General features: G+C 67.3%; 29 protein-coding genes and 1 tRNA gene. 15 read left to right on the top strand and 15 right to left on the bottom strand.

Annotated features, from left to right (window positions below):
- Positions 1-84: 84 nt before the first annotated feature.
- The 3 genes from ACFQGD_RS15485 to ACFQGD_RS15475 form a co-directional block, all read right to left on the bottom strand.
- Positions 85-1,668: an FAD-dependent monooxygenase gene (locus ACFQGD_RS15485; protein WP_345392584.1), complete on the bottom strand. Its 1,584-nt coding sequence runs from the start codon at positions 1,666-1,668 to the stop codon at positions 85-87.
- A gap of 3 nt (positions 1,669-1,671) precedes the next feature.
- Entirely contained in the window at positions 1,672-2,631 is a 960-nt protein-coding gene (locus ACFQGD_RS15480) for an MBL fold metallo-hydrolase (RefSeq protein WP_345392740.1), read from the bottom strand.
- 64 nt (positions 2,632-2,695) lie between these two features.
- Entirely contained in the window at positions 2,696-3,310 is a 615-nt protein-coding gene (locus ACFQGD_RS15475) for a TetR/AcrR family transcriptional regulator (RefSeq protein WP_345392587.1), read from the bottom strand.
- An 80-nt stretch (positions 3,311-3,390) separates the two neighbouring features.
- Between ACFQGD_RS15475 and ACFQGD_RS15470 the strand changes: the two genes are divergently transcribed.
- Positions 3,391-4,764, top strand: coding sequence for an MFS transporter (locus ACFQGD_RS15470; RefSeq protein WP_345392590.1), 1,374 nt, complete (start codon positions 3,391-3,393; stop codon positions 4,762-4,764).
- Positions 4,761-5,177, top strand: coding sequence for a PPOX class F420-dependent oxidoreductase (locus tag ACFQGD_RS15465; protein WP_345392593.1), 417 nt, complete (start codon positions 4,761-4,763; stop codon positions 5,175-5,177). Before ACFQGD_RS15470 ends, ACFQGD_RS15465 begins: the two co-directional genes overlap by 4 nt.
- Here ACFQGD_RS15465 and ACFQGD_RS15460 read toward each other — a convergent pair.
- The 3 genes from ACFQGD_RS15460 to ACFQGD_RS15450 all read right to left on the bottom strand — a co-directional run bounded on the left by ACFQGD_RS15460 (position 5,165) and on the right by ACFQGD_RS15450 (position 7,330).
- The gene (locus ACFQGD_RS15460; protein ID WP_345392596.1) at positions 5,165-6,484 is read right to left on the bottom strand and encodes an LVIVD repeat-containing protein; all 1,320 of its coding nucleotides are present in this window, start codon (positions 6,482-6,484) and stop codon (positions 5,165-5,167) included. The genes ACFQGD_RS15465 and ACFQGD_RS15460 overlap by 13 nt on opposite strands.
- A 208-nt stretch (positions 6,485-6,692) precedes the next feature.
- Positions 6,693-6,953: a GlsB/YeaQ/YmgE family stress response membrane protein gene (locus tag ACFQGD_RS15455; RefSeq protein WP_345392599.1), complete on the bottom strand. Its 261-nt coding sequence runs from the start codon at positions 6,951-6,953 to the stop codon at positions 6,693-6,695.
- Positions 6,954-7,072: 119 nt separating this feature from the next.
- A complete protein-coding gene (locus ACFQGD_RS15450; protein ID WP_345392602.1) occupies positions 7,073-7,330 on the bottom strand; it encodes a helix-turn-helix domain-containing protein in 258 nt (85 codons plus the stop codon).
- 86 nt (positions 7,331-7,416) lie between these two features.
- On the opposite strand from ACFQGD_RS15450, the gene ACFQGD_RS15445 reads away from it, so the two are divergent.
- The 3 genes from ACFQGD_RS15445 (at position 7,417) to ACFQGD_RS15435 (ending at position 8,602) form a co-directional block, all read left to right on the top strand.
- On the top strand, positions 7,417-7,764 hold the full coding sequence (locus ACFQGD_RS15445) for a hypothetical protein (protein ID WP_345392605.1): 348 nt from the start codon (positions 7,417-7,419) through the stop codon (positions 7,762-7,764).
- Positions 7,765-7,901: 137 nt separating this feature from the next.
- On the top strand, positions 7,902-8,381 hold the full coding sequence (locus tag ACFQGD_RS15440) for a hypothetical protein (protein WP_345392608.1): 480 nt from the start codon (positions 7,902-7,904) through the stop codon (positions 8,379-8,381).
- Positions 8,378-8,602 (top strand): hypothetical protein, encoded by a 225-nt coding sequence (locus tag ACFQGD_RS15435; protein WP_345392611.1) that lies wholly within the window; start codon positions 8,378-8,380, stop codon positions 8,600-8,602. Before ACFQGD_RS15440 ends, ACFQGD_RS15435 begins: the two co-directional genes overlap by 4 nt.
- A gap of 181 nt (positions 8,603-8,783) precedes the next feature.
- On the opposite strand, the gene ACFQGD_RS15430 is transcribed toward ACFQGD_RS15435, so the two are convergent.
- Positions 8,784-8,860: transfer RNA gene (locus tag ACFQGD_RS15430), tRNA-Pro, on the bottom strand.
- 230 nt (positions 8,861-9,090) lie between these two features.
- Between ACFQGD_RS15430 and ACFQGD_RS15425 the strand changes: the two genes are divergently transcribed.
- The 3 genes from ACFQGD_RS15425 (at position 9,091) to ACFQGD_RS15415 (ending at position 11,559) form a co-directional block, all read left to right on the top strand.
- Positions 9,091-9,363 carry a hypothetical protein gene (locus tag ACFQGD_RS15425; RefSeq protein WP_345392614.1) on the top strand — a complete coding sequence of 91 codons (273 nt, stop codon included), beginning with the start codon at positions 9,091-9,093 and terminating at the stop codon, positions 9,361-9,363.
- A gap of 151 nt (positions 9,364-9,514) precedes the next feature.
- The gene (locus tag ACFQGD_RS15420) at positions 9,515-10,486 is read left to right on the top strand and encodes an NAD(P)H-dependent flavin oxidoreductase (RefSeq protein ID WP_345392617.1); all 972 of its coding nucleotides are present in this window, start codon (positions 9,515-9,517) and stop codon (positions 10,484-10,486) included.
- 236 nt (positions 10,487-10,722) lie between these two features.
- Positions 10,723-11,559: an SGNH/GDSL hydrolase family protein gene (locus tag ACFQGD_RS15415; protein WP_345392620.1), complete on the top strand. Its 837-nt coding sequence runs from the start codon at positions 10,723-10,725 to the stop codon at positions 11,557-11,559.
- 147 nt (positions 11,560-11,706) lie between these two features.
- Here the strand turns inward: ACFQGD_RS15415 and ACFQGD_RS15410 are convergent, their stop codons facing one another.
- The 5 genes from ACFQGD_RS15410 to ACFQGD_RS15390 form a co-directional block, all read right to left on the bottom strand.
- Entirely contained in the window at positions 11,707-12,054 is a 348-nt protein-coding gene (locus tag ACFQGD_RS15410; RefSeq protein WP_345392623.1) for an ArsR/SmtB family transcription factor, read from the bottom strand.
- Between the two features lie 160 nt (positions 12,055-12,214).
- Positions 12,215-12,952 carry an energy-coupling factor ABC transporter ATP-binding protein gene (locus ACFQGD_RS15405; RefSeq protein WP_345392626.1) on the bottom strand — a complete coding sequence of 246 codons (738 nt, stop codon included), beginning with the start codon at positions 12,950-12,952 and terminating at the stop codon, positions 12,215-12,217.
- Positions 12,940-13,704 carry a cobalt ECF transporter T component CbiQ gene (cbiQ, locus tag ACFQGD_RS15400; RefSeq protein ID WP_345392629.1) on the bottom strand — a complete coding sequence of 255 codons (765 nt, stop codon included), beginning with the start codon at positions 13,702-13,704 and terminating at the stop codon, positions 12,940-12,942. Before cbiQ ends, ACFQGD_RS15405 begins: the two co-directional genes overlap by 13 nt.
- Entirely contained in the window at positions 13,701-14,006 is a 306-nt protein-coding gene (locus tag ACFQGD_RS15395) for a PDGLE domain-containing protein (protein WP_345392743.1), read from the bottom strand. The genes cbiQ and ACFQGD_RS15395 overlap by 4 nt, the downstream gene beginning before the upstream one ends.
- Before the next feature lie 2 nt (positions 14,007-14,008).
- Complete coding sequence (locus tag ACFQGD_RS15390) at positions 14,009-14,704, bottom strand: energy-coupling factor ABC transporter permease (RefSeq protein ID WP_345392632.1); 696 nt, start codon at positions 14,702-14,704, stop codon at positions 14,009-14,011.
- Between the two features lie 205 nt (positions 14,705-14,909).
- Between ACFQGD_RS15390 and ACFQGD_RS15385 the strand changes: the two genes are divergently transcribed.
- The 3 genes from ACFQGD_RS15385 to ACFQGD_RS15375 all read left to right on the top strand — a co-directional run bounded on the left by ACFQGD_RS15385 (position 14,910) and on the right by ACFQGD_RS15375 (position 16,498).
- Positions 14,910-15,530 carry a D-sedoheptulose-7-phosphate isomerase gene (locus tag ACFQGD_RS15385; RefSeq protein WP_345392635.1) on the top strand — a complete coding sequence of 207 codons (621 nt, stop codon included), beginning with the start codon at positions 14,910-14,912 and terminating at the stop codon, positions 15,528-15,530.
- 71 nt (positions 15,531-15,601) lie between these two features.
- A complete protein-coding gene (locus ACFQGD_RS15380; RefSeq protein WP_345392746.1) occupies positions 15,602-15,808 on the top strand; it encodes a HypC/HybG/HupF family hydrogenase formation chaperone in 207 nt (68 codons plus the stop codon).
- Between the two features lie 6 nt (positions 15,809-15,814).
- Complete coding sequence (locus ACFQGD_RS15375) at positions 15,815-16,498, top strand: D-sedoheptulose-7-phosphate isomerase (RefSeq protein WP_345392638.1); 684 nt, start codon at positions 15,815-15,817, stop codon at positions 16,496-16,498.
- Positions 16,499-16,543: 45 nt separating this feature from the next.
- Here ACFQGD_RS15375 and ACFQGD_RS15370 read toward each other — a convergent pair whose 3' ends face one another.
- Both ACFQGD_RS15370 and ACFQGD_RS15365 read right to left on the bottom strand, forming a co-directional pair.
- Entirely contained in the window at positions 16,544-16,915 is a 372-nt protein-coding gene (locus tag ACFQGD_RS15370; RefSeq protein ID WP_345392641.1) for a PadR family transcriptional regulator, read from the bottom strand.
- An 8-nt stretch (positions 16,916-16,923) separates the two neighbouring features.
- On the bottom strand, positions 16,924-17,325 hold the full coding sequence (locus ACFQGD_RS15365; protein ID WP_345392644.1) for a hypothetical protein: 402 nt from the start codon (positions 17,323-17,325) through the stop codon (positions 16,924-16,926).
- 100 nt (positions 17,326-17,425) lie between these two features.
- On the opposite strand from ACFQGD_RS15365, the gene ACFQGD_RS15360 reads away from it, so the two are divergent.
- The 4 genes from ACFQGD_RS15360 to ACFQGD_RS15345 all read left to right on the top strand — a co-directional run bounded on the left by ACFQGD_RS15360 (position 17,426) and on the right by ACFQGD_RS15345 (position 18,763).
- Positions 17,426-17,956 (top strand): NifU family protein, encoded by a 531-nt coding sequence (locus tag ACFQGD_RS15360; protein ID WP_345392647.1) that lies wholly within the window; start codon positions 17,426-17,428, stop codon positions 17,954-17,956.
- An 81-nt stretch (positions 17,957-18,037) separates the two neighbouring features.
- Positions 18,038-18,325 carry a hypothetical protein gene (locus ACFQGD_RS15355; RefSeq protein ID WP_345392650.1) on the top strand — a complete coding sequence of 96 codons (288 nt, stop codon included), beginning with the start codon at positions 18,038-18,040 and terminating at the stop codon, positions 18,323-18,325.
- Positions 18,322-18,582 carry a hypothetical protein gene (locus ACFQGD_RS15350; RefSeq protein ID WP_345392653.1) on the top strand — a complete coding sequence of 87 codons (261 nt, stop codon included), beginning with the start codon at positions 18,322-18,324 and terminating at the stop codon, positions 18,580-18,582. The genes ACFQGD_RS15355 and ACFQGD_RS15350 overlap by 4 nt, the downstream gene beginning before the upstream one ends.
- Before the next feature lie 4 nt (positions 18,583-18,586).
- The gene (locus ACFQGD_RS15345; RefSeq protein ID WP_345392656.1) at positions 18,587-18,763 is read left to right on the top strand and encodes a DUF1059 domain-containing protein; all 177 of its coding nucleotides are present in this window, start codon (positions 18,587-18,589) and stop codon (positions 18,761-18,763) included.
- A gap of 7 nt (positions 18,764-18,770) precedes the next feature.
- Here ACFQGD_RS15345 and ACFQGD_RS15340 read toward each other — a convergent pair whose 3' ends face one another.
- Entirely contained in the window at positions 18,771-19,265 is a 495-nt protein-coding gene (locus ACFQGD_RS15340; protein WP_345392659.1) for a hydrogenase maturation protease, read from the bottom strand.
- Positions 19,266-19,280: the final 15 nt, after the last annotated feature.

Below are 19,280 nucleotides of genomic sequence, written 5' to 3'. Positions count from 1 at the left end.
TCCCTTCGCTGCGGGCACGGTAGCACCATGATGCTACTGACGGGTAACGAATAGCGAGTCAAGCCGACACGGCCGCGAAGCGCATTACGCCCTAACGGCACCGCACGCCCGGCGCACCGCCGCGACCACCTCCTCCGGCGTTGGCCCATCGAGCACCGCCGCGATGTGCGCGTCCGGGCGGATCACCCACAGCTCCGCAGTCCGCGCCGCGAGCGAGTGTGCCACCGCGCCATCGACGTCGATCGACGCCAGCGAGAGCACCCGTACCGGCGCGGAGGTCGCCGCCGCCGCGGCGGCGCTCATGCCGTCGGCGTCGACGTCGGCCCCAGCGAGCAGCAGGATGCCGTCGCGTGCGAACTCCCTGAGCCGGGCAGGAACACCGTTGACGACCACGGGCGCGTCCGGTAGCACGACACCCGGCCCCGCGTCCGGCGCCACTCCCCGAGGCGGCCGCCCAGCGAACGGGCGAGCCGGATTCCGTGTGGTCAGTGGTGAATCGACGTACCAATACGGCTCAGCCAACCGACCCGAGTCCACATCGGATGCGGCGGACGGATCAGCGACCGCCCGCTCCAAAGCAGCCACGCGATGCCGTCGCTGCGACTCGGTGTGTGGCACCAGGAAATCCATCGTGGACGTCGTGACGGCGAGATTCTCCAGTGCGGCGGCGTGTCGTTCGTCATGGTAAGTGTCCAGCAGTTCGTCGGGCGCCCAGCCGCGCAGGACGAACGCGAGCTTCCACGCCGCGTTCTCGACGTCCGCGACGCCCGAGTTGAGCCCGCGTGCGCCAAACGGCGCGTACAGGTGCGCGCAGTCGCCCGCGAGAAGCACCCTGCCGACGCGCAGGCGGTTGGCCACCCGCGAGTGGAACCGGTATACCGACCGCCACACAACGTCGTAGTCCGTGTCGCCGATGATGGCACGGACGCGTTTGTCCAGCGCACCGCTGCGTTCCTCGGCGGCGAGGTCGTAGTCGCTCGGCACCTGCCAGTCGATGCGGAAGGTCGACCGCGGGCACTGATGGATCAGCACCTGCCTGCCAGGGTTGAACGGCGGGTCGAAGTAGAAACGGCGTTCCTCGGCCCAACCGGGCATATCCGCGCGGATGTCGCAGATGAGGAACCGGTCGTCGAACGAACGTCCGTCGAACGACACACCGAGCGTATGCCTGAGGTCATCGGCTTTGGCACCCGCGCACACGACGGCGTAGTCCGCCGTGACCTCAACCCCACCAGCACACCGCACCGTGACCGTTGACGACGTCTGCTCGATGTGGACGACCCGGTGTCCCCACCGGACGTCGATCAGTCGTTCGGCTGCGATGCGTCCGTCGAGCACGGCTTCGACCCGAGACTGTGAGATGTTCACGAATGGCGGGAACGCTGACTGGCCTGGGTCCGGCAGTGTGATGGCGAACAGCTCTCGGTCACGGTAGAAAGTCCGGGCGGTGGTCCAGGTGACGCCCTCGTCCGCGATCTGACGACCGATCCCGACCGCCTGCCAGATATCGAGGACATCGCGTTGCTGGCAGATCGCCTTCGAGCCGACGAGCTCGCGCTGTGGCGCGGCGTCCAGCACGGTGACGGCGATGCCCCAGCGCGCGAGCAGCAGCGCGGCGGTCTGTCCGACCGGACCGTTGCCGATGACGATCACCCGCTGGTCCGTCACGTTTCAGCCCTGGAGCCGCTGCCAGATCGACCGATCCCGTTCGGCGGTCCAGATCGTTGGACGGTCCACACCGGACAATTCCTCCCACGCCCGTGCGACGTCGAACGGCAGGCAGTGCTCGAAAATCGGCCAGTCGCCGTAGCGATCGACCAGCGCGGCATGGGCGGCGTCGAAGGCGTCCTTCAAAGCGCCGCCACGCTGATGCACAGCGCCGACCTCGCGCAGCAAGACGTCGAGGAAATGTCGCGTCTGCTTGATCGCGGCGTCGACCGCGTCCCGGCCGCGCGCCACCGCTCCCCTGCCGCCGACCAGCGATTCCGCACCGAGCGCGGCTACCGCGTCCAACGTGGACGTCGACCAGTCGCGGTGGAAGGCGTCACCGGTGTAGAGCGCGGCCCGCGCCTCGACCAGGTCACCGGCGAACAGGATGCGCTGCCGGGGCAGCCACGCCACGATGTCGCCCTCGGTATGTCCCCTGCCGAGGTACCGCAGCTCCAGCGTGCCGCGGTCGCCACCGAGATCGATCGTCGCGGTGTCGCTGAACGTCAGCGTTGGCCACGTCAGACCAGGAATCGACGCCGGGTCGTCGAACAGGCGGGGCATACGACCTAGCTCGGACGCCCAATCCTCATCGCCGCGCTCGGCGATCAGCGCACGGGTGTTGTCGTGCGCGATGATCACGTCGGCGTCGAACGCGCTCGCGCCGAGCACCCGCACCGCGTGGTAATGGGACAGCACCAGGTAGCGCACCGGCTTGTCGGTGTGCTCGCGCAGCTTCGCCAGCCACTTCCGCGCCGCGACCGGGGTCGCCAGCGCCTCGAAGCACACCAGGAAGTCCTCGCCCTCGATCGCGCCGACGTTCGGATCGCCCTCGGCGGTCAGCGCGTAGACACCGTCGGCGAGCACCTCAAGCGTCTGTTCCTTCTCCGCCAGGTCGGCTGAGGACGCGAATGCCTTCACGATCCACCCCTTTGTGCGACGTCGCTACGACCCCATCGTGTCGGAGCGCGCGCGGGCCGTCTACCGGCTACTCGGTGGTTACGAACGTCGCCTGACACAGCGCCCACAGGTGCTCCTCCAGCGAGGAGGACGACCATGAGCGGCCGGTGAGCAAGCGCTCGAACAGATCGGTCGCGATGAGACCCCACAGCATGTCGGTGGCGGTGTCGACCGTCCACGGCGAAGCGAGCCGACCCTCGGCCGCGAGCCCAGCCGCGAGACGGCGACACCTGGCGAGCTGCGCCTCGGTCACCGTCTCGCGGTGCCGTGCGGCGTCCGGATCGGTGCGCTCGACACGCTGAATCGCCCGGTCAACCAGCATCACTCGCGGGTGGTAGCTGACCAGGTGCCGCACCCAGGCGCGTAGCGCGCTCACCGCGTCGGGCGCGTGCTCCACCTGAGCCAGCGACGACGCCAGGTCCTCCTGCTCGGCGATGTATCCGAACAGTGCGCTGACCAGCGCGCTCCGCGAGTCGAAGTGCAAATACACGGAGCGCCGTGTCACCCCGGCACGCTCGGCGACCGCACTCATCGTCAGCGCCTCGAAGCCGTCGGTTTCCAGTATCGACCGCGTCGCGGCGAGCAGCGCGTCACGGGTGCGCTTGCTGCGGGCGTTACGCGGGTCGTCGATCGTCTTCGCCATCACCACCCCTTGCACAGAACTTATCAGCGTGTGCAGTTTATCAGCTACACAGGCTGTGTACTTCTCGTTGAGGAGGGGGTATGGACTCGGGCGACGAGCCACGGGGAAACCGCTGGTGGCTGGTATTCGCGGCCGGAGCGGCCGTGTTCATGGCGCAGTTCGACGTCACCGTCGTCAACGTCGCGCTGCCAACCATCGAGCGGGACTTCGGCACCAGCACGAGCGTCACTGAGTGGGTGATCCTTGGCTACGTCTTGCCGCTGATCGCGCTCACTCTGCCGAGCGGCCGGTGGCTGGAGGGCATCGGCAGGCGCGCCGCGATGGTGTTCGCGGTCGGCGGTTTCGCCACGGCCAGTGTCGCGGTAGGGCTCGCTGGAGACATCAGCTGGCTGATCGCGGCCAGGGCGACGCAGGGAGCGTTCGGCGCGGTGCTTTTCGCGCTGGTCCCGGTGCTGGCGACGATCGCGGTGCCGCCGGAGAACCGTGGCAAGGCGATGGCCATCGTCATGACACTCGGACCACTCGGCGGGGTGAGCGGCCCCGCGCTGGGTGGCGTGCTGATCGACACGATCGGGTGGTCGTGGATCTTCTACGTCAACGTGCCGGTGGCGGCACTGATCTTGATAGCAGCAGTGACGCAGCTACCAAGGGGAACCCGTGTTCACCTACCAGGCCGAGCATGGCTCACCGAAACCGGTGTACTCGGCGCGGCCACGGTCGCACTGCTGTTGTCGCTGTCGCTGACGGCCGAACACGGCATCGCCTGGCTCGCGCTCGCTCCAGCGGCCGTACCGTTTCTGCTGGTGTGGCGTCAGCTACCCAGTAGTGAACCGGTCAAGGAACTGCTGCGTGCACCGGGCATGTCAGGGCCGCACTTCGCGCTGCTACTGGAGATGGCGGCGGTGCTCGCGGTGCAGTTCCTGCTGCCGTTCCACCTCCACCGCACGGGTGCGACGCCCACCGAGGTCGGGTTGATCTTGCTGGCGTTCCCGGCTGGCGTCATGCTGTTCGGCATCCTCGGCGGCGTACTCACCGACCGCTGGAATGGTCGCTCCATCGCGACGATCGGCGCGGTCACCGTCGTGCTCGGCCTCCTGCTGACCATGCCGCTCGATCCGGAGTGGGCCGCCGCGGATCTGGCCTGGCGACTCGGCGTGGCCGGAGCCGGTGCGGGGCTGTTCGCGGGTCCGAATCAGACAGTCGCGATGAACACCGCACCACAGCATCTACTCAACACCACCGGCGCGACCACCAGCGTGGCACGGCAGCTCGGCATCGCGCTCGGACCAGCGCTTGTCACCGCGAGCTGGGCGCTGTCCGGCGACGACGCGATGCGGTGGTCCGTCGGCCTTGCCGCGGTGCTGGCGATGCTCAGCGCCCTTGCACTCGTCCGGCGCACACCGCGCCGGACCAAGACGGAACTGGAACCAACAACGGAAAGGACGTCAGCATGACCGTTTTCACGCGGGACGAACTCGCCTATCTGAGCGAACGTCGTCTCGGCCGCATCGCGACGACCGGCCCCGACGGCACGCCGCACGTCACCCCGGTTGGCTGGCGCGTCGACGCCGCGCGTGGCGTGGTCGAGGTCGGCGGCATCAACTTGCCTGGCACCAAGAAGTTTCGCGACGTCGTCCGCACCGGACGCGCCGCCATCGTGATCGACGACGTGGCCAGCGTGGACCCGTGGCGTCCCCGAGGCATCGAGATACGTGGCCACGCCGCCGCGATCGACGAGCCGTCGGCAGTCATCCGCATCACGCCGGAACGCGTTATCAGCTGGGGCCTGGACGGCACTGGCCGGAAGCACGCCCGCAGCGTCAATGCCTCAGATGCGCACCTCCGGCCCAGCGGTCAGTCGTCGTAGCCGTCCAGTGTGAACGTCCAGACTCCGCCCTTGTCCGCCGTCTCAGGCGCGGTGCCGGTGAGCGTGGCGGGAGCGAAGCTGCTGGCGTACAGCTTTCCCCGGTACGGGTACGCGGCCCAGAAGTTCGCGCCGTCCGGCTCATAAAAGGCGTGCGTCGTCGGCGCGGCTGGGTCGGAGAAGTCCACCACCCAGACGCCGTGCTGGTAGTACGACGTCACGACCATGTCGCGGGCTGCACCGTTCTCCCCAGGCATCTCGAAGGTGCCGAAGAAGTGTGTGGTGCAGAAGTCCGACGTGGGGTCCGGCCGCGGCGCGGACCAGTACGACTTCGGCTGCGGGTTCTTCGGATCCGAGATGTCGTAGAACCAGATCGTGCCGGATGGCTGGTCCGGCGCGAGGCACCCCGTGTTCGCGCCCGCCGCGCCGAGCCACTCGTCCTGCACCAGCAGCACATCACCGGACTCGTTCACCTGCGCGCCGTGGTGGATCGAGACGTCAGGGTTGCGAATGATCGTCTCGATGGTCGGGTTCTTCGGGCTCGAGATGTCCCAGATCATCGTCTCAGTGATGCCAGCGCAGAACGCCCGGTCCCGCTCGAGGTCGAGCCCAATGTCGTGACACCCCATCGACGTCGGCATGGTGCCGCTGTTGTTGGTCATCTGCTCGTGCTCGCCGCTGGCATCGGCGTCCGGGAACTCCAGGAACGTCACCGGCGGGTTCTCCGGGTTCGCCGCGACGTCAATGATCGACACACCGTCCACCGCGGACGGATCGCCGAGGTTGTAGGAGGCGTTGTAGACCAGACCCGTATCGCCCACGGCGGTGAGGTTGTGCGAACCGTGGATGGTCTCGGCGAACCCGACTGACCGCGGCTTGCGTGGGTTCTTCGCGTCGATGACGCGAATGCCTTCTTCACCCTCGCCGGGCGCGCAGTTGACGTTGTCACCGCCGGAATCGTGCGACTGGACGATGTAACGGCCGACCCAGTCGACGTCGGCGTGCCATGCGGAGCAGTTCAGAAAGGACAGCGGCTCGAGCGTGCCGTCCTTCCGGTGGCGCTTGAGGATGTGCACGCCGCTGTCCGCGCGTGCGCTCTCGTCCCACGCACCCGCGCCCGCCGCGACCAGACTGCCGTTGAACGCGAGGTCGGTGCCGTAAGGGAAAGCGTCGTGGTCCGTGAGCGCGATGTTGTCGGTGTGTGTGATCGTGCTGGCCTCCTGGGCTGAGGCCGCACCGGCCAAACCTGCGGCCACCAGGGCCGTCGTGCTGATCACCGCGATGGTGCGGTATCGGTGCCACTTCGACATCAGGATCTCCGATCTGTCGTCTCGCCGGCATGGGTGTCCGCCCACACCCGTGTGCGCACCGCCGATGAACAGGCGCACGATGTTCGGCTCAACGAGTGACAACGCGTGAGGAAACCCGGCTCACGTTCGCGCAGGTCACGGCGCGACGCGCAGCGCGGTGGAGATCCCAGGCGAGGACGCCGCGTTCAGTACCCAGCTGGTCTTGACGTCACCCTTTCGCTTTGGCTCGTCCAGCGAGTCCTTCGGCGACGCCGATGAGCAGCACCGCGGCTATGACGGCGATGATGAAGCCGAGCACGTTCAGTTCGAAAATGCCGCCGGTCCCGAGAAGGTTGGCGATCGTGCCGCCGATGACCGAGCCAGCCAGACCCAGTAGCAACGTGGCGATGATTCCCAGGTTCTGCTTGCCAGGTTTGATGAGTCGCGCGAGAGCGCCAATGATGAGACCCGCGACGATGAAGCCAATCATGCGATGATCCTCCGCCCTGAGCTGTTACCGGTCTAGTGGCCGGATGATCTCATCGTAACGATGGTTCGCGGGTTCGACGCACCGTCGCGCGGCAGGAGGAGATCCAGCACGCGATCGCGCTATTCAGCCGGCGGCGGATCGACCTCATCAACAGGCTGAATGAGCTCCGCCGCATCGACCTCCAGCGCGCGTGCGAGCGCGGCGATGGTGAGGAGCTGGGGATTGCTCAACCCACCTTCCAGGTAGCTCACCGTCCGCCTGCTGACCCCGCTGAGGTTCGCCAACTCATCGAGGGTGTACCCGCGCGCCTTCCGGGCGGCGGCGAGGGCGCGCCCGAAAGCGACAAGACGAGGATCGGTGACGACGCGGGGAGACACATGATCAACTGATCAGCGCATCCGCTGGATGTCAGTGCAATATATTGCTACTTTCTCGTGGGGGCTGGCGACGGGAAGGATGGCTGATGCTCGACCACGACGACCACTCGTGCTGGGCTGGCTGCTGGGACGAACACGGCGTCCGAACCGAAGACGACAGGATCGTCCGGATCCGGGCGGGCGTGCTGCGCGAGCGCGACCTGCCCATCGCGATCAGTGTCGCCGGCGAGTCACCTGTCCGGTTGACGGAGGACTCGGCGGGCAGCCTCGCCGAGCTGATGCGGTGGGCAGCGGACGAGCGGCAGATGCTGATCAAGCGGCGAGACGAGGCAACGGCCGACGACGATCACGTGGTGCTGACCCGCGAACAGTGGGAGAACATCGTCAACGCGCTCGAATCCCTACAGGCGTCGCTACCCGACCCCTGTCGCTGATGGTGTGCAACAGCGCGGCGTGGACGTCGCTACGGGGCCAGCGAGACGACGTCGCGTCAGCTGGGTCGCGCTTTATCATCTATGCGTATTTGACACGTTGCGCGTAATCTGCACTGAAAGTCCCACGCGGGGGTCTGATGGCAGATCAGGTGCTGGAGATCGCGTATGAAGCCGCCAGGGCGGCCTTGCGCGAGCAAGATGGCACGCTCACCAGCCTTCGCAATCGCGCGACCGCACTGCTGTCCGCCGCGATGGTCGGTACGTCGGTGTCCGCCGCGGTCGGACTACTGCGGACCGACGTTCAGCGTGGTGCCGTGTTTCCACCCTGGGCTGCCTGGACGTTGCTCTCGTTGGTTATCGCCATCGGCGCCGCGGCGATGATCGCGTTATGGCCTACTCGCCGCTGGAGCTTCGGTCCAGACCCGGCGAAACTGCTGGCGAACGCTGGCGGAGACATCGACGAGGTCCGCACCGCGGTAACCAAGGCGCTGGTCACAGGGATTGAGCGGAACAATCAGGCAATCATGCTCCGCGGCACCGCGTATCGGCTCGGGGCGGCTCTGCTGCTCGTGGAGATGGCCGTACTCGTGATCGCGCTCGTTGTAGGGGTCGGGTGAGGTACCTGATGGTCGGCGAGAACAAGGACGAACACAGCCACGACGAATGGATCCGGCAAGGACTCAACTACGGGCCGCCTCCCCCGGCGGAGGCGCCAGGCGAACATGATTGGCCCGGGCCAGAGGACTCCGCGCCAACGTCCGCTCGGTGGATCGTGCCGCTCATCGCCCTGATCGTGCTTCTCGCGCTGATCATCGTTTTGGTGGTGTGGGCGTTCTAACCGCGACCGAATGCGTCGTGTCGAACAGGTCGATGCCAGCAAACGCACTGGCATCGAAGTTTCGCGCTGGTTGAAACACGAACACCGCCATCCGCGCCAAGCATTAATGTGGCACGCCATCGAGCGGTTTCGAACGTCTGTCTACTTCAGACCTCGTTTACCTGGGTAAACGATGGTCGATTGGTCGGGCTGACAGGATTTGAACCTGCGACCCCTTGACCCCCAGTCAAGTGCGCTACCAAACTGCGCCACAGCCCGGCCCGCCTTCTCGCGAAGGCGATGGGTCATACCCTAGCGCGCCTGCTTCGACGACCTCACAGCAGGGTGGCCTCGACGCGCACACGACGTCCGGACGTTGATCCACACACGAGATCCGCGCGCACCGTATTGAGACGGAGGCCACACTGCAATGTTGCTCACATAAGAGAAGTGTTCACGCGATGTTTGCTTCATCCTCGGGAGTACGTCGCAAGGAGGCAAGCGTTGACATGGACTCCCGAACGGTCGAACTGAACAACAGGGAACGGGCAGCGCTCCGGGCGATCGCGCGCGGAGCGGCGGAGATCACCTGCAGCTGCGAACCCGACCTGTTCATCGATGGCCTCGCCTGTTGTGACCAATTCACCGCGCGCCGTCTCGCGCACCTCGACTACATCGCGCCCGCACGGCCCGGTCTCCCCGGACAGCGTGTGCGCGCGGTCCTCACCGAGAGCGGGCGCGCCGCGCTCGACCAGAAGTCCGCACAACGATCCGCGGCCTGAGCAAGCCGCCCCAAGTCAAGGGCCCGCCGGCACCGAACCCCGGAGTCGGCGGGCCCGCACCATGTGTGGACCTTGCCACGCCAGTATTGACAATCTGACAACAGCGCCGCGATCGTGGGTTCACCCGGTCACCCAGCGAAAGGAACGGCGGATGCTGTCCACCCGGTTCACCGAACTGTTCGGCGTCGAACATCCCATCGCGCAAGGCGGAATGCAGTGGGTCGGCCGCGCCGAACTGGTCGCCGCCGTCGCCAACGCGGGCGCACTCGGCTTTCTCACCGCACTCACCCAGCCAACGCCGGAAGATCTCACCAAGGAGATCGCTCGTACCCGGGAGCTGACCGACAAGCCGTTCGGTGTCAACCTGACCATCCTGCCGTCGATCAACCCGCCGCCGTACGAGGAGTACCGACAAGCCATCGTCGAGTCCGGCGTCAAGATCGTCGAAACCGCGGGCTTCAACCCCGTCGAGCACCTGCCGTCGTTCCAGGACGCGGGTATCAGGGTCGTGCACAAGTGCACCAGCGTGCGGCACGCCGTCAAGGCGCAGTCCATCGGCGTGGACGCCGTCAGCATCGATGGCTTTGAGTGCGCCGGTCACCCGGGCGAGGACGACATCCCTGGCCTCGTGCTCATCCCCGCCGCCGCCGACAAGATCACCATCCCCATGCTGGCGTCCGGCGGTTTCGCCGACGCGCGCGGCCTCGTCGCCGCCCTCGCACTCGGCGCGGACGGCATCAACATGGGCACCCGCTTCCTCTGCACCCAGGAGGCGCCGGTACACCAGCGCGTCAAGGAGCAGATGGTCGCGGCGACCGAGCGCGATACCGAGCTGATCTTCCGCCCGCTGCGTAACACCGCGCGCGTGGCCAGCAACGAGGTCAGCCGCAAGGTCGTCGAGATCCTGGACGGCGGTGGGCAGTTCGAGGACGTCCGCGAACTGGTCGCGGGCACACGCGGCCGGAAGGTCTTCGAAGACGGCGATCTCGACGCGGGTATCTGGAGTTCCGGCATGGTGCAGGGCCTGATCACCGACATCCCGAGCGTCGCCGAACTGGTGGACCGCATCGTCACCGAGGCGAGTGACCTCATCCAGGCGCGACTGGCTGGGTTGACTCGCTGACCTACAGACGCACGGTCAGCGGGACGACGTCTAGTTCCTGGCTGGCGAGCAGCACGTGCGTCGGTTCCTTCGATCGCTCAGCGAGATCACGCGCGACATCGCGGCTGTGAATTGTTCTCACGAACAACTCTTTCTGGTGAGAAAGCCATACCACTCACCGGGTGACCGCACGCACGATGTCTCCTCGGGCACGCCGTGTCCTCTCGGAATGGCCACCCGAGCGATTGGAGACTCGCTTGAAGACCACGACCGCTGCTCGCAGGGTTCGCATCGCGCTCACCTGCGTACTCGCGGCCCTGCTCACCGCCATCACCGCACCATCGGCTAGCGCTTCCACTTACCCGAGCTCCATGGACGCGCTGGGCGACTCGATCACCCGCGCGTTCAACACCTGCTGGTTCCCGTTCGTCGACTGCGTGCGGAACAACTGGTCGACGGGTACGAACTCCGAGGTCGACAGCTACTACCTGCGGCTGACCGAGCTGAACCCAGATCTGCGAGGCAACAACCACAACGACGCGGTCAGCGGCGCCGTGATGGCCGATCTCGACGCCCAGGCCGCCGACGCGGTGAGCCGCGACGTCGAGTTAGTGACCATCCTGATGGGCAACAACGACGCCTGCGCTGACACGATCGACACGATGACGTCGGTCTCGGAGTTCCAGTCCCAGTTCGAGACGGCGATGTCTCGGCTGGACAACGGCATACCGAACGCCGAGATCAAGGTGGCATCGCTACCGGACATCTACCAGCTGTGGGAGCTGTTCCACGACGACTCGGACGCCGTGTCAACCTGGGACGCCTACGACATCTGCCAGGCATTGCTGGAGAACCCGCAATCCACCGATCCCGCCGACGTCGAGCGACGCGAGACCTTCCGGCAGCGCGTGATCGACTACAACACGGTGCTGGAGGACGTCTGTTCCCAGTACAGCCAGTGCCAGTTCGACGGCAACGCCGGGTTCAACACGACGTTCAAAGAACGGCACGTATCCACTCGCGACTACTTCCACCCGAGCGTGGAAGGCCAGACACTCTTGGCAAGCGTCGCGTGGAACTCGCTCGGATACTAAGCCGCTGTCGATAGCCGTTGCCAGGCCCCGAACCCTGCGCGGGGCCTGGCACCAGCCGCTCGCCTGCCACGCCGTGTCCTGCACTCCGGACGCTGTGTCCGACACTCACGACACTGTGTCCTGCGTTCCGAACGCTGTGTTAGACATTCAGTGCGGGTGCGGCCGGACGTGGTGGATCAAGTCGTGGACGGTCTCGTCAGCCAAGCGGTAGCGCATCAGCCGTCCGCTGCGCCGCGCTGTCACGAGCCCGTGCGCTTTGAGCAGCCGCAACGCCTGGGAGACGGCGGTCTCGCTCATCCCCGCGGTGGCGGCGAGGTCGGACACGCAGATGTCCTCGGCGTAGTGAATGCACACCAGCAGCGTCAGGCGGGACGGGTCAGCGAGCACCGCGAATCGCTGTGCCCAGTCCAGGACATCCTCGCGGTCGCCGAGACCCGTGAGCGCCTTGTCGACGAGCTCGGGATCGATCGCGTGTCGAGAAGAAGGGACCGGCACGCCGCAAATGGTGCCACGCCGCGCCCGCCGAGGCCACTGAGAGTGAGCACGGCGCCTAGAGCGACCGGCACGGTGCCCGGAACGTCAGACACGTTGTCGGGAGTGCAGGACACGGCGTCCGGAACGTCAGACACGTTGTCCGGAGTGCAGGACACGGCGTTTAAGGGTGTGGGACGAAACCCCACGGGAGTTCGAGGCGGTGAGCGGCGAGTAGGTCGGCGTCGGCGAGCAGATCGCGGGTGGGTCCGTCCGCGACGACGACGCCATTGTCGATGAGCACCGCACGTGGGCATAGCTGTAGTGCGTACGGCAGGTCGTGGGTGACCATTAGCATCGTCCGGTCCAGCGACAGCAGCACGTCGGCCAGCTCGCGCCGCGCGACCGGCTCCAGGTTCGCGGACGGCTCGTCCAGCACGAGTAGCTCAGGATCGCTGGCCAATACCGTGGCCAGCGCCACCCGGCGCCGCTGCCCCTCGGACAGGTGCATCGGCGAGCGGTCGGCATGCGCGGACATGCCCACGGCAGCCAGCGCGGATCGGACCCGCTCCCCTAACTCGGGCTCGGCGACGCCGAAGTTGGCTGGTCCGAAGGCGACATCGTCGGCGACGGTCGGCATGAACAGCTGGTCGTCCGGGTCCTGAAACACCACACCAACCCGGCGGCGGATCTCGCGCAGCGTTCCCGGCGACAGCGACAGGCCCGAGACCTCGATGTGGCCGGTGCCAGTCAGCACGCCGTTGAGGTGCAGCACGAACGTCGTCTTGCCCGCGCCGTTCGGACCGAGCACCGCGACCCGCTCCCCCGGCTCCACGCGCAGATCGATCCCGTCGAGCGCGCACGTGCCGTCCGGGTAGCGATACTCCAGGCCCCGCACGTCCAGCGCACTCACCCCGGCCACGCCGCCACCGCCCACACCGTCGCGATCACCAGCGCCGGGCTGCCGCCCGCCACCCAGCGCAGCGCACCGACCCGCACCGACGGACCAGCGGGCATGTGCCCCGCCCAGCCGCGCGCGAGCATCGCTCGGTGCACCCGCTCGCCCCGCTCGTAGCTGCGCAGGAACAGCGTGCCCGCGCCGCGTGCCACGGCGCCGACCTGCCACAGAAACCGTGGATCATCGCCCCTGGAGATGCGTGCGATCCGCATTCGTCGCAGTTCCCCCGCGATGACGTCGACGTAGCGCAACATCAGGGTCGCGATCGTAATGAACCACGCGGGCGCGCGGAGCCGTTGCAGTCCGAGCACCAGATCTCTCGGGGGTGTGGTCGCCGCGAGCGTGAGCGCGATCAGCACGCCTAGCGTGCCCTTGGCGAGGATGTTCCATCCGGCGAGCAGGCCGTCCTGGGACAGCCCCAGGCCGAGGACGTCTACCCGAGGTCCGCCACTTACGAACGGCAGCACCATGGCCAGCAGCACGAACGGCGCCTCGATGACGGCACGTCGGGCGAACCAGCCCACCGGTACCCCGGCGACGGACCACACCGCCAGGACGACAAGGACGTCGATGCCGAACGCCCAGAAAGACTCGCGCGGCGTCGCTACGACACCGAGCACGGCCGCGAACGCGACGAGCAGTTTGACCTGCGGCGGGAGCTGATGCACCGGCGAGTCGCCAGGCCGGTACAGCATGGTGGCGTGTCCACCGCTCATTCTCGCGCCCCGCGTCCGCGCATGAGCGCGACACCACCCCAGACGAGCAGCAACACCAAGGCGGTACCCACACCCGCCGCGAGACCGGTGCCGTCAAGCGCGAACTCCCCCAACGCGTGCTCCCGCTCGTGCTGGGCGGGACACGTGCCACGCAGCTCCCCGGCTTGCGAGGTGCAGCCGTCCCGCAACGCCCATTCCAGCCCGTCCGGCGAGGCGGACGCGAACGCCGAGACGCCAATCGCGAGCACGGCGGTCACCACCACCGCTACCAGCGCGAACCGTCGCAGCGACACCCTCGACATCGTCACGACGTCACCTCCACCGGCTGGCGGGCCTCAGACGTTCGCACCAGGTAAATCAAATCCGGCCGGACCTTGGCGATCGCACCGACGGCGAGCGCGGTGATCACACCTTCACCGATACCGATCACGGCGTGCACCCCGATCACCACCCCGGCGAGCCCACCGAGTGAGACGTCGGCCTGCCCACCGATGGCGTACTCGACGACGAAGCCAGCGGCGGCGGCTACCGTGCTCACCAGTCCGGCGAGGAACGCGACCGCGAGCAGCCCCGTGCGGGAGCGTCGCGCCAGCCCGCGCGCGGCGAGCGCGACGGCGAACCCGACAGCGGTGCCCAGCAGTGCCATGTTGGTGACGTTCGCGCCGAGCGCGGTCAGTCCCCCGTCGGCGAACAGCAAGGCCTGGATCGCGACGACGACACTCAGGCACAGCGCGCCCACCCACGGTCCGAGCAGGATCGCGGCCAGCGCTCCGCCATACAGGTGACCGCTGACGCCGGGCAGCACCGGGAAATTCAGCAGCTGCATCGCGAACAAGAACGCGGCGAGCAGACCGGCGAGCGGGGCGGTGCGGTCATCGATGTCAATGCGCCCCCGGGCGGCGGCCACCGTCAGCCACGTCACCGCGACCGCTCCGAACAGCAGGGATGTCGGGGCGTCGAGGACGCCGTCACTGAGATGCATCGCGACCGAGGCAGTCATGGCTCTCCCTGGCGAGACGTCGATTCTGTTGTGAAGTGTCTCGCCATCGGCGCCAGAGTTCAATACCTGATCAGATGGACAGGTATAGCCTCTACTTTGGGTAAATCCCCAGGTCACGCGGCCCTGGTCGGGTCGGTTGTGAGGGCTCCGCGACGGGACTACCGTCAAAAGAACCTGCCTCCCACCACTGAGGAAGTGACCCGCGATGTCATGGCCCGCATCGGGCGAGGAGCTGGTCGACGCGGTTTTCGGACGTCGTGCCGAGCCCGTGCAGGATCTGGCCGATCAAGCCGACACCGTGGCGCGCACGTGTCACGCGATGGCGCTGCGGTTTCACCAAGGCGGCAAGCTCATCGTGTTTGGCAACGGCGGCGCCAGCACCGACGCGCAGCATGTCGCGGTCGAATTCGTGCACCCGGTGATCGTCGGCAAACGAGCGCTGCCGTCGGTGTCGCTGACCGCCGACGTCGCCACGCTGACCGGTGTGGCGAACCGTGCCGGGCTCAGCGAGGTCTTCGCGCACCAACTTCGATTCATCAGCGCCCCCGCCGATATCGCGTTGGGCATCTCCAGCGACGGCGAGTGCGACAATGTGCTTCGCGGGCTGCGATGCGCGCACGAACGCGGGCTGCTCACCGTCGCACTGACCGGCGGCCATGGCGGCCGAATCGCCCGCGACCCCGACATGGACCACGTAATCGTCGCCCACTCCGACGATCCCCGCGTCGTCAAGGAAGTGCACGTCACGACGTACCACATCCTGTGGGAACTGGTGCATGTGTTCTTCGAGAATCCCGGTGTCCTCGATGAAGAGGTGGCGTCGTGAGCACCGAGCCGATCCCACCGGACGGCGGCGGGCCCGCTGTCGAGCCGCACACCGGTCACTGCCACGACGGCGTGTGCATCACCTGCTCCGATACCGCCGTCGAGGTGACGATCACGGCGGTGCACGAACTGGAGATGGCCACGGTGGACACCGGGCGGGGCACCGAGGAGGTCAGTATCGCTCTCGTTGACGCGAGCGTCGGGGACACGATCCTGGTGCACGCGGGCGAGGCGATCGCCGTCGTCGGCGACGCCGAGACGTCCGAGCGAGAGGAGTGAGGACCCATGACCCGGGATTCCGCCGCGGAAGACGCCGCGGGCACCGAGGCGATGGAGTCGCTGTATCCGTTCCTGTACTCGAGGGAGACCGACCTCGCCGCCGTGCTCGACCAGGTGCGACAGTCCACAGTGGACAAGGCACGCGAGATCACGGCGTTGCGCGCGACGGTCCTCGAGCAGGACCGTACGCGACTGACCGAATGCGCCGACGCGATGGCGGCGGCGTTCACGATGGGCGGCAGGCTACTCACGTTCGGCAACGGTGGCAGCTCCACCGACTCACAAGACATGGCCAGCCTGTTCCTCAACCCGTCGACAGGTGAAAGACCGTTGCCCGCGTTCGGGCTGACCAACGACATCGCCGTGGTGACCGCGCTGTGCAACGACATCGGCTTCGATGTCGTCTTCGCCCGCCAGGTCGAGGCGTGGGGCCAGCGCGGCGACATCGCGGTGGGCCTGTCCACCAGCGGTAACTCGGCGAACCTGCTCCGCGCGTTCGACGCGGCCCACGAACGTGGCATGGTCACCGTCGGCATCGCGGGTTACGACGGTGGCAAGATGGCCGAGCTGGACTCGATCGACTACCTGTTCGTGGTGCCGTCGCCGTCGGTGCATCGCATCCAGGAAGCGCAGACCACCGTCTACCACGCGCTGTGGGAGCTGACCCACGCCGCGCTGGCGGCATCGTGAGACGTCGCGGCACGCTAGTGTGCCGACGAGAGGCCACGCCTCAAACTACCCCCGCCGGGAATTTTCCGCGGCGAAGGCCGCGTACCGCGCCACGAACCGTTGCAGCACCCGCTCGGTCTCTCGAAGGCTGCCCGCCCAGGCATGCAACCAATCGCGACCTTCCTCGCTGAGCACATAGGTGCGGCGACGTGGTCCTAGGTCGGAGATCTCCCAGTCGGACTCGACAAGGCCTTCCTGCTCCATCGCGCGCAGCGAGCGGTACAGCATTCCGGGATCGGCCTGCTTGAACCCCAGCTCGCGCAGCCGTTCAAGCAGGTCGTAACCATGCGATGGCTTCTCTCCAATCAGCAGCAGCAAGCAGGGCCGCTGAAAGTTGCGGGGCAGACCAGCGAGCGGATCGTCGCTCGCACGTGGCATCGGCACACTCAACTCCCTGATCTGTTGTCGACCGGCTGTCCTCGTTCGGCCAGACACGCTTCCGCCTCGTCCGCCGACATGTGACACCAGCAGTCCGCGCCGCATTCCCCGTGAGCAGGCTGGGTGATCTCGGCGAACTCCGCCGCGAACACCCGTGCGCCCTGCTCATGCCCAAACGTCGTCAGTCGGTAACGCCCCTCGACGTCCCGCTCGATCAGGTTCTCATCGACAAGCCGGTCCAGGTAGGTCAGACCCACCTCGGCCCGGACGCCAAGGAACCGCTCCAGCAGTTCCGCGTCCACCGCATCGCCGAACCCCTCGCCTTTGACCCAGAACATCAGCTGCAGGATCTCGTCGCGCCAGAACAAGGCGCGCAGGGCTTCCGACTTCGGCTCGTGCAGCTCGTCCATGCCAGCGCACCGCCTCTCGATTGCTGGTCACCAGCGGGTCGTCTCGATCGTACCGCTCGACACCAAGCGCGACCGGCCGTCGCGGCACTACCCTCGGACCATGGACTCGCTGGAGTCGCTGCTGGCGCGCATGGAAGAGTTGCTGCGCGCCGTCGAAGGGCTGGCCGAGGACGACCGTGCGCACGTGTTCGAGTTGCTCGACGGCATCGACACGCTGCACCGCCATGCGCTGACTGACCTCGCCCGCCAGCTGCCCGGCGACACGCTCGCGGCGCTACGCGACGGCAGCGACGCGGTGGCCTGGCTGTTCGACGCCTACGGCGTGGGCGTCGACGAACACGCGGCCGCGGAACGCGCGCTGGACGAGATCCGGCCCTACATTCACTCCCACGGCGGCAACGTCGAACTGCTCGACGTGACCGACGGTGTCGTACGGTTGCGGCTCGCGGGCGCCTGTGCGGGCTGCACCGCGTCCGCGATGACCCTTACCGACGGCATCGAACGGGCGCTTCGCGAGCATCTGCCGGGCTTCGTCGGCGTCGAGGCGGAACAGGACGAGGCCGAACCGCACCCGCCGCCGGGACCGGTGCTGATCGAGCTGAAGTCGTCACCACCGGACGGCTGGCGATAACCCGCTTTCGTGGCCGGGTACATGCAAGCCACACATAGTACACTCGGGAGATCAACCGCCCAGCGTGTTGCGAGGTGCCTCATGGACAACCTCTCCACCGGTGGCGCGATCATGTGGTGGATCGGCGTCGCCGTGCTCTTTCTCGTGGTCATTCCCCTTGTGCTCGCGCTGTCGCTGATGGTGTTGCGGCGCCTGCGCGAGATCAGGGACTACGCCGCCGACGTGCTCGACAACGGGGTGCGCGTCACCGCGAACCTGGAACCCGTGCCCGCGCTGCACGACACCCTCACCCTCACCGCGTCGGTCGCCGACGGTCTGCGCCGCTACGTCGGCGCGGTCAGCAGGCTGCTACCGGGAGGCAACAGATGACGACGACCCTGGTGACACTGACCCTGATCGCGGCGGGGCTGATCGTGGTGGCGCTCGCCGTCGTGCTGATCACGATCCTCGTCCTGCTGCGCAAGACCCTGTTCACGCTCGGCACCGTCAACGTCGGGTTGCGCTCAATCGCACGACGGGTCGAGCCGCTGCAACCCGTGCTCGCGGACCTCAATACCGAACTCGCCGGCGTGCAGCGAGAGATGTCGACCGCTCTCGCCGAACGCCGCGCACCGAGCGGGGTGTGATCGCATGACCTACGACTTCCACTGCCGCGACGCCGGCGCACCCAGCTGCGGCACCCACATCAAGGCCGAGTCCGAACAGGAGCTGCGCGAGAAGCTCACCGAGCATCTGCGCAAGCACGACGTCGAGACGCCGAACGAGACCCTGCTCGATCACCTTGTGGCCTCGGCTGAGCAGCGCTGACGCCCGGCTACGGCCAGTCGACGCCGAGCCAGCGCACCAGCGTGCGCACCTCGGCGATGGCGACGTCGATCGCAGCAGCGACGTCCGGGTGCAGCTCGCGAGCCACGCTGTCGGCGTCGACCGGCTGGCAGCCGACGACCCAGGTCTGCTCCGGCAGCACGCCGAGCGCGTTGGCCAGCATGAACGCGCGTTCCGGGGTCGCGTAGTGGACGTCGGCCAGGGTGTCGTTGCGCTCCAGCAGCGGCAGCGACACGACGTCGGTGATCTCTGGTCGGACGACGAGCACGGTGCCCGGGGCGCGGCCGAGGTCGATCGAGTCGATGACGATCAGGGCGTCGGCACCCGCCATCAGCTCCTGCACCAGGTGGAGCCCGCCGATGCCGGTCTCGACCACCCGCACGCCGTCCGGCACGGCGGCCGTTTGGAGCCGTTCCGCGACGACAACGCCGAAGCCGTCATCACCCCGCAGCACGTTGCCCACCCCGGCGACCAGCACCGTCATCGCTGAAGGATAGCG

Source organism: Haloechinothrix salitolerans, assembly GCF_042662605.1.
GTDB classification, from domain to species: domain Bacteria; phylum Actinomycetota; class Actinomycetes; order Mycobacteriales; family Pseudonocardiaceae; genus Haloechinothrix_A; species Haloechinothrix_A salitolerans.
This window is presented reverse-complemented; position numbering and strand designations above follow the sequence as displayed.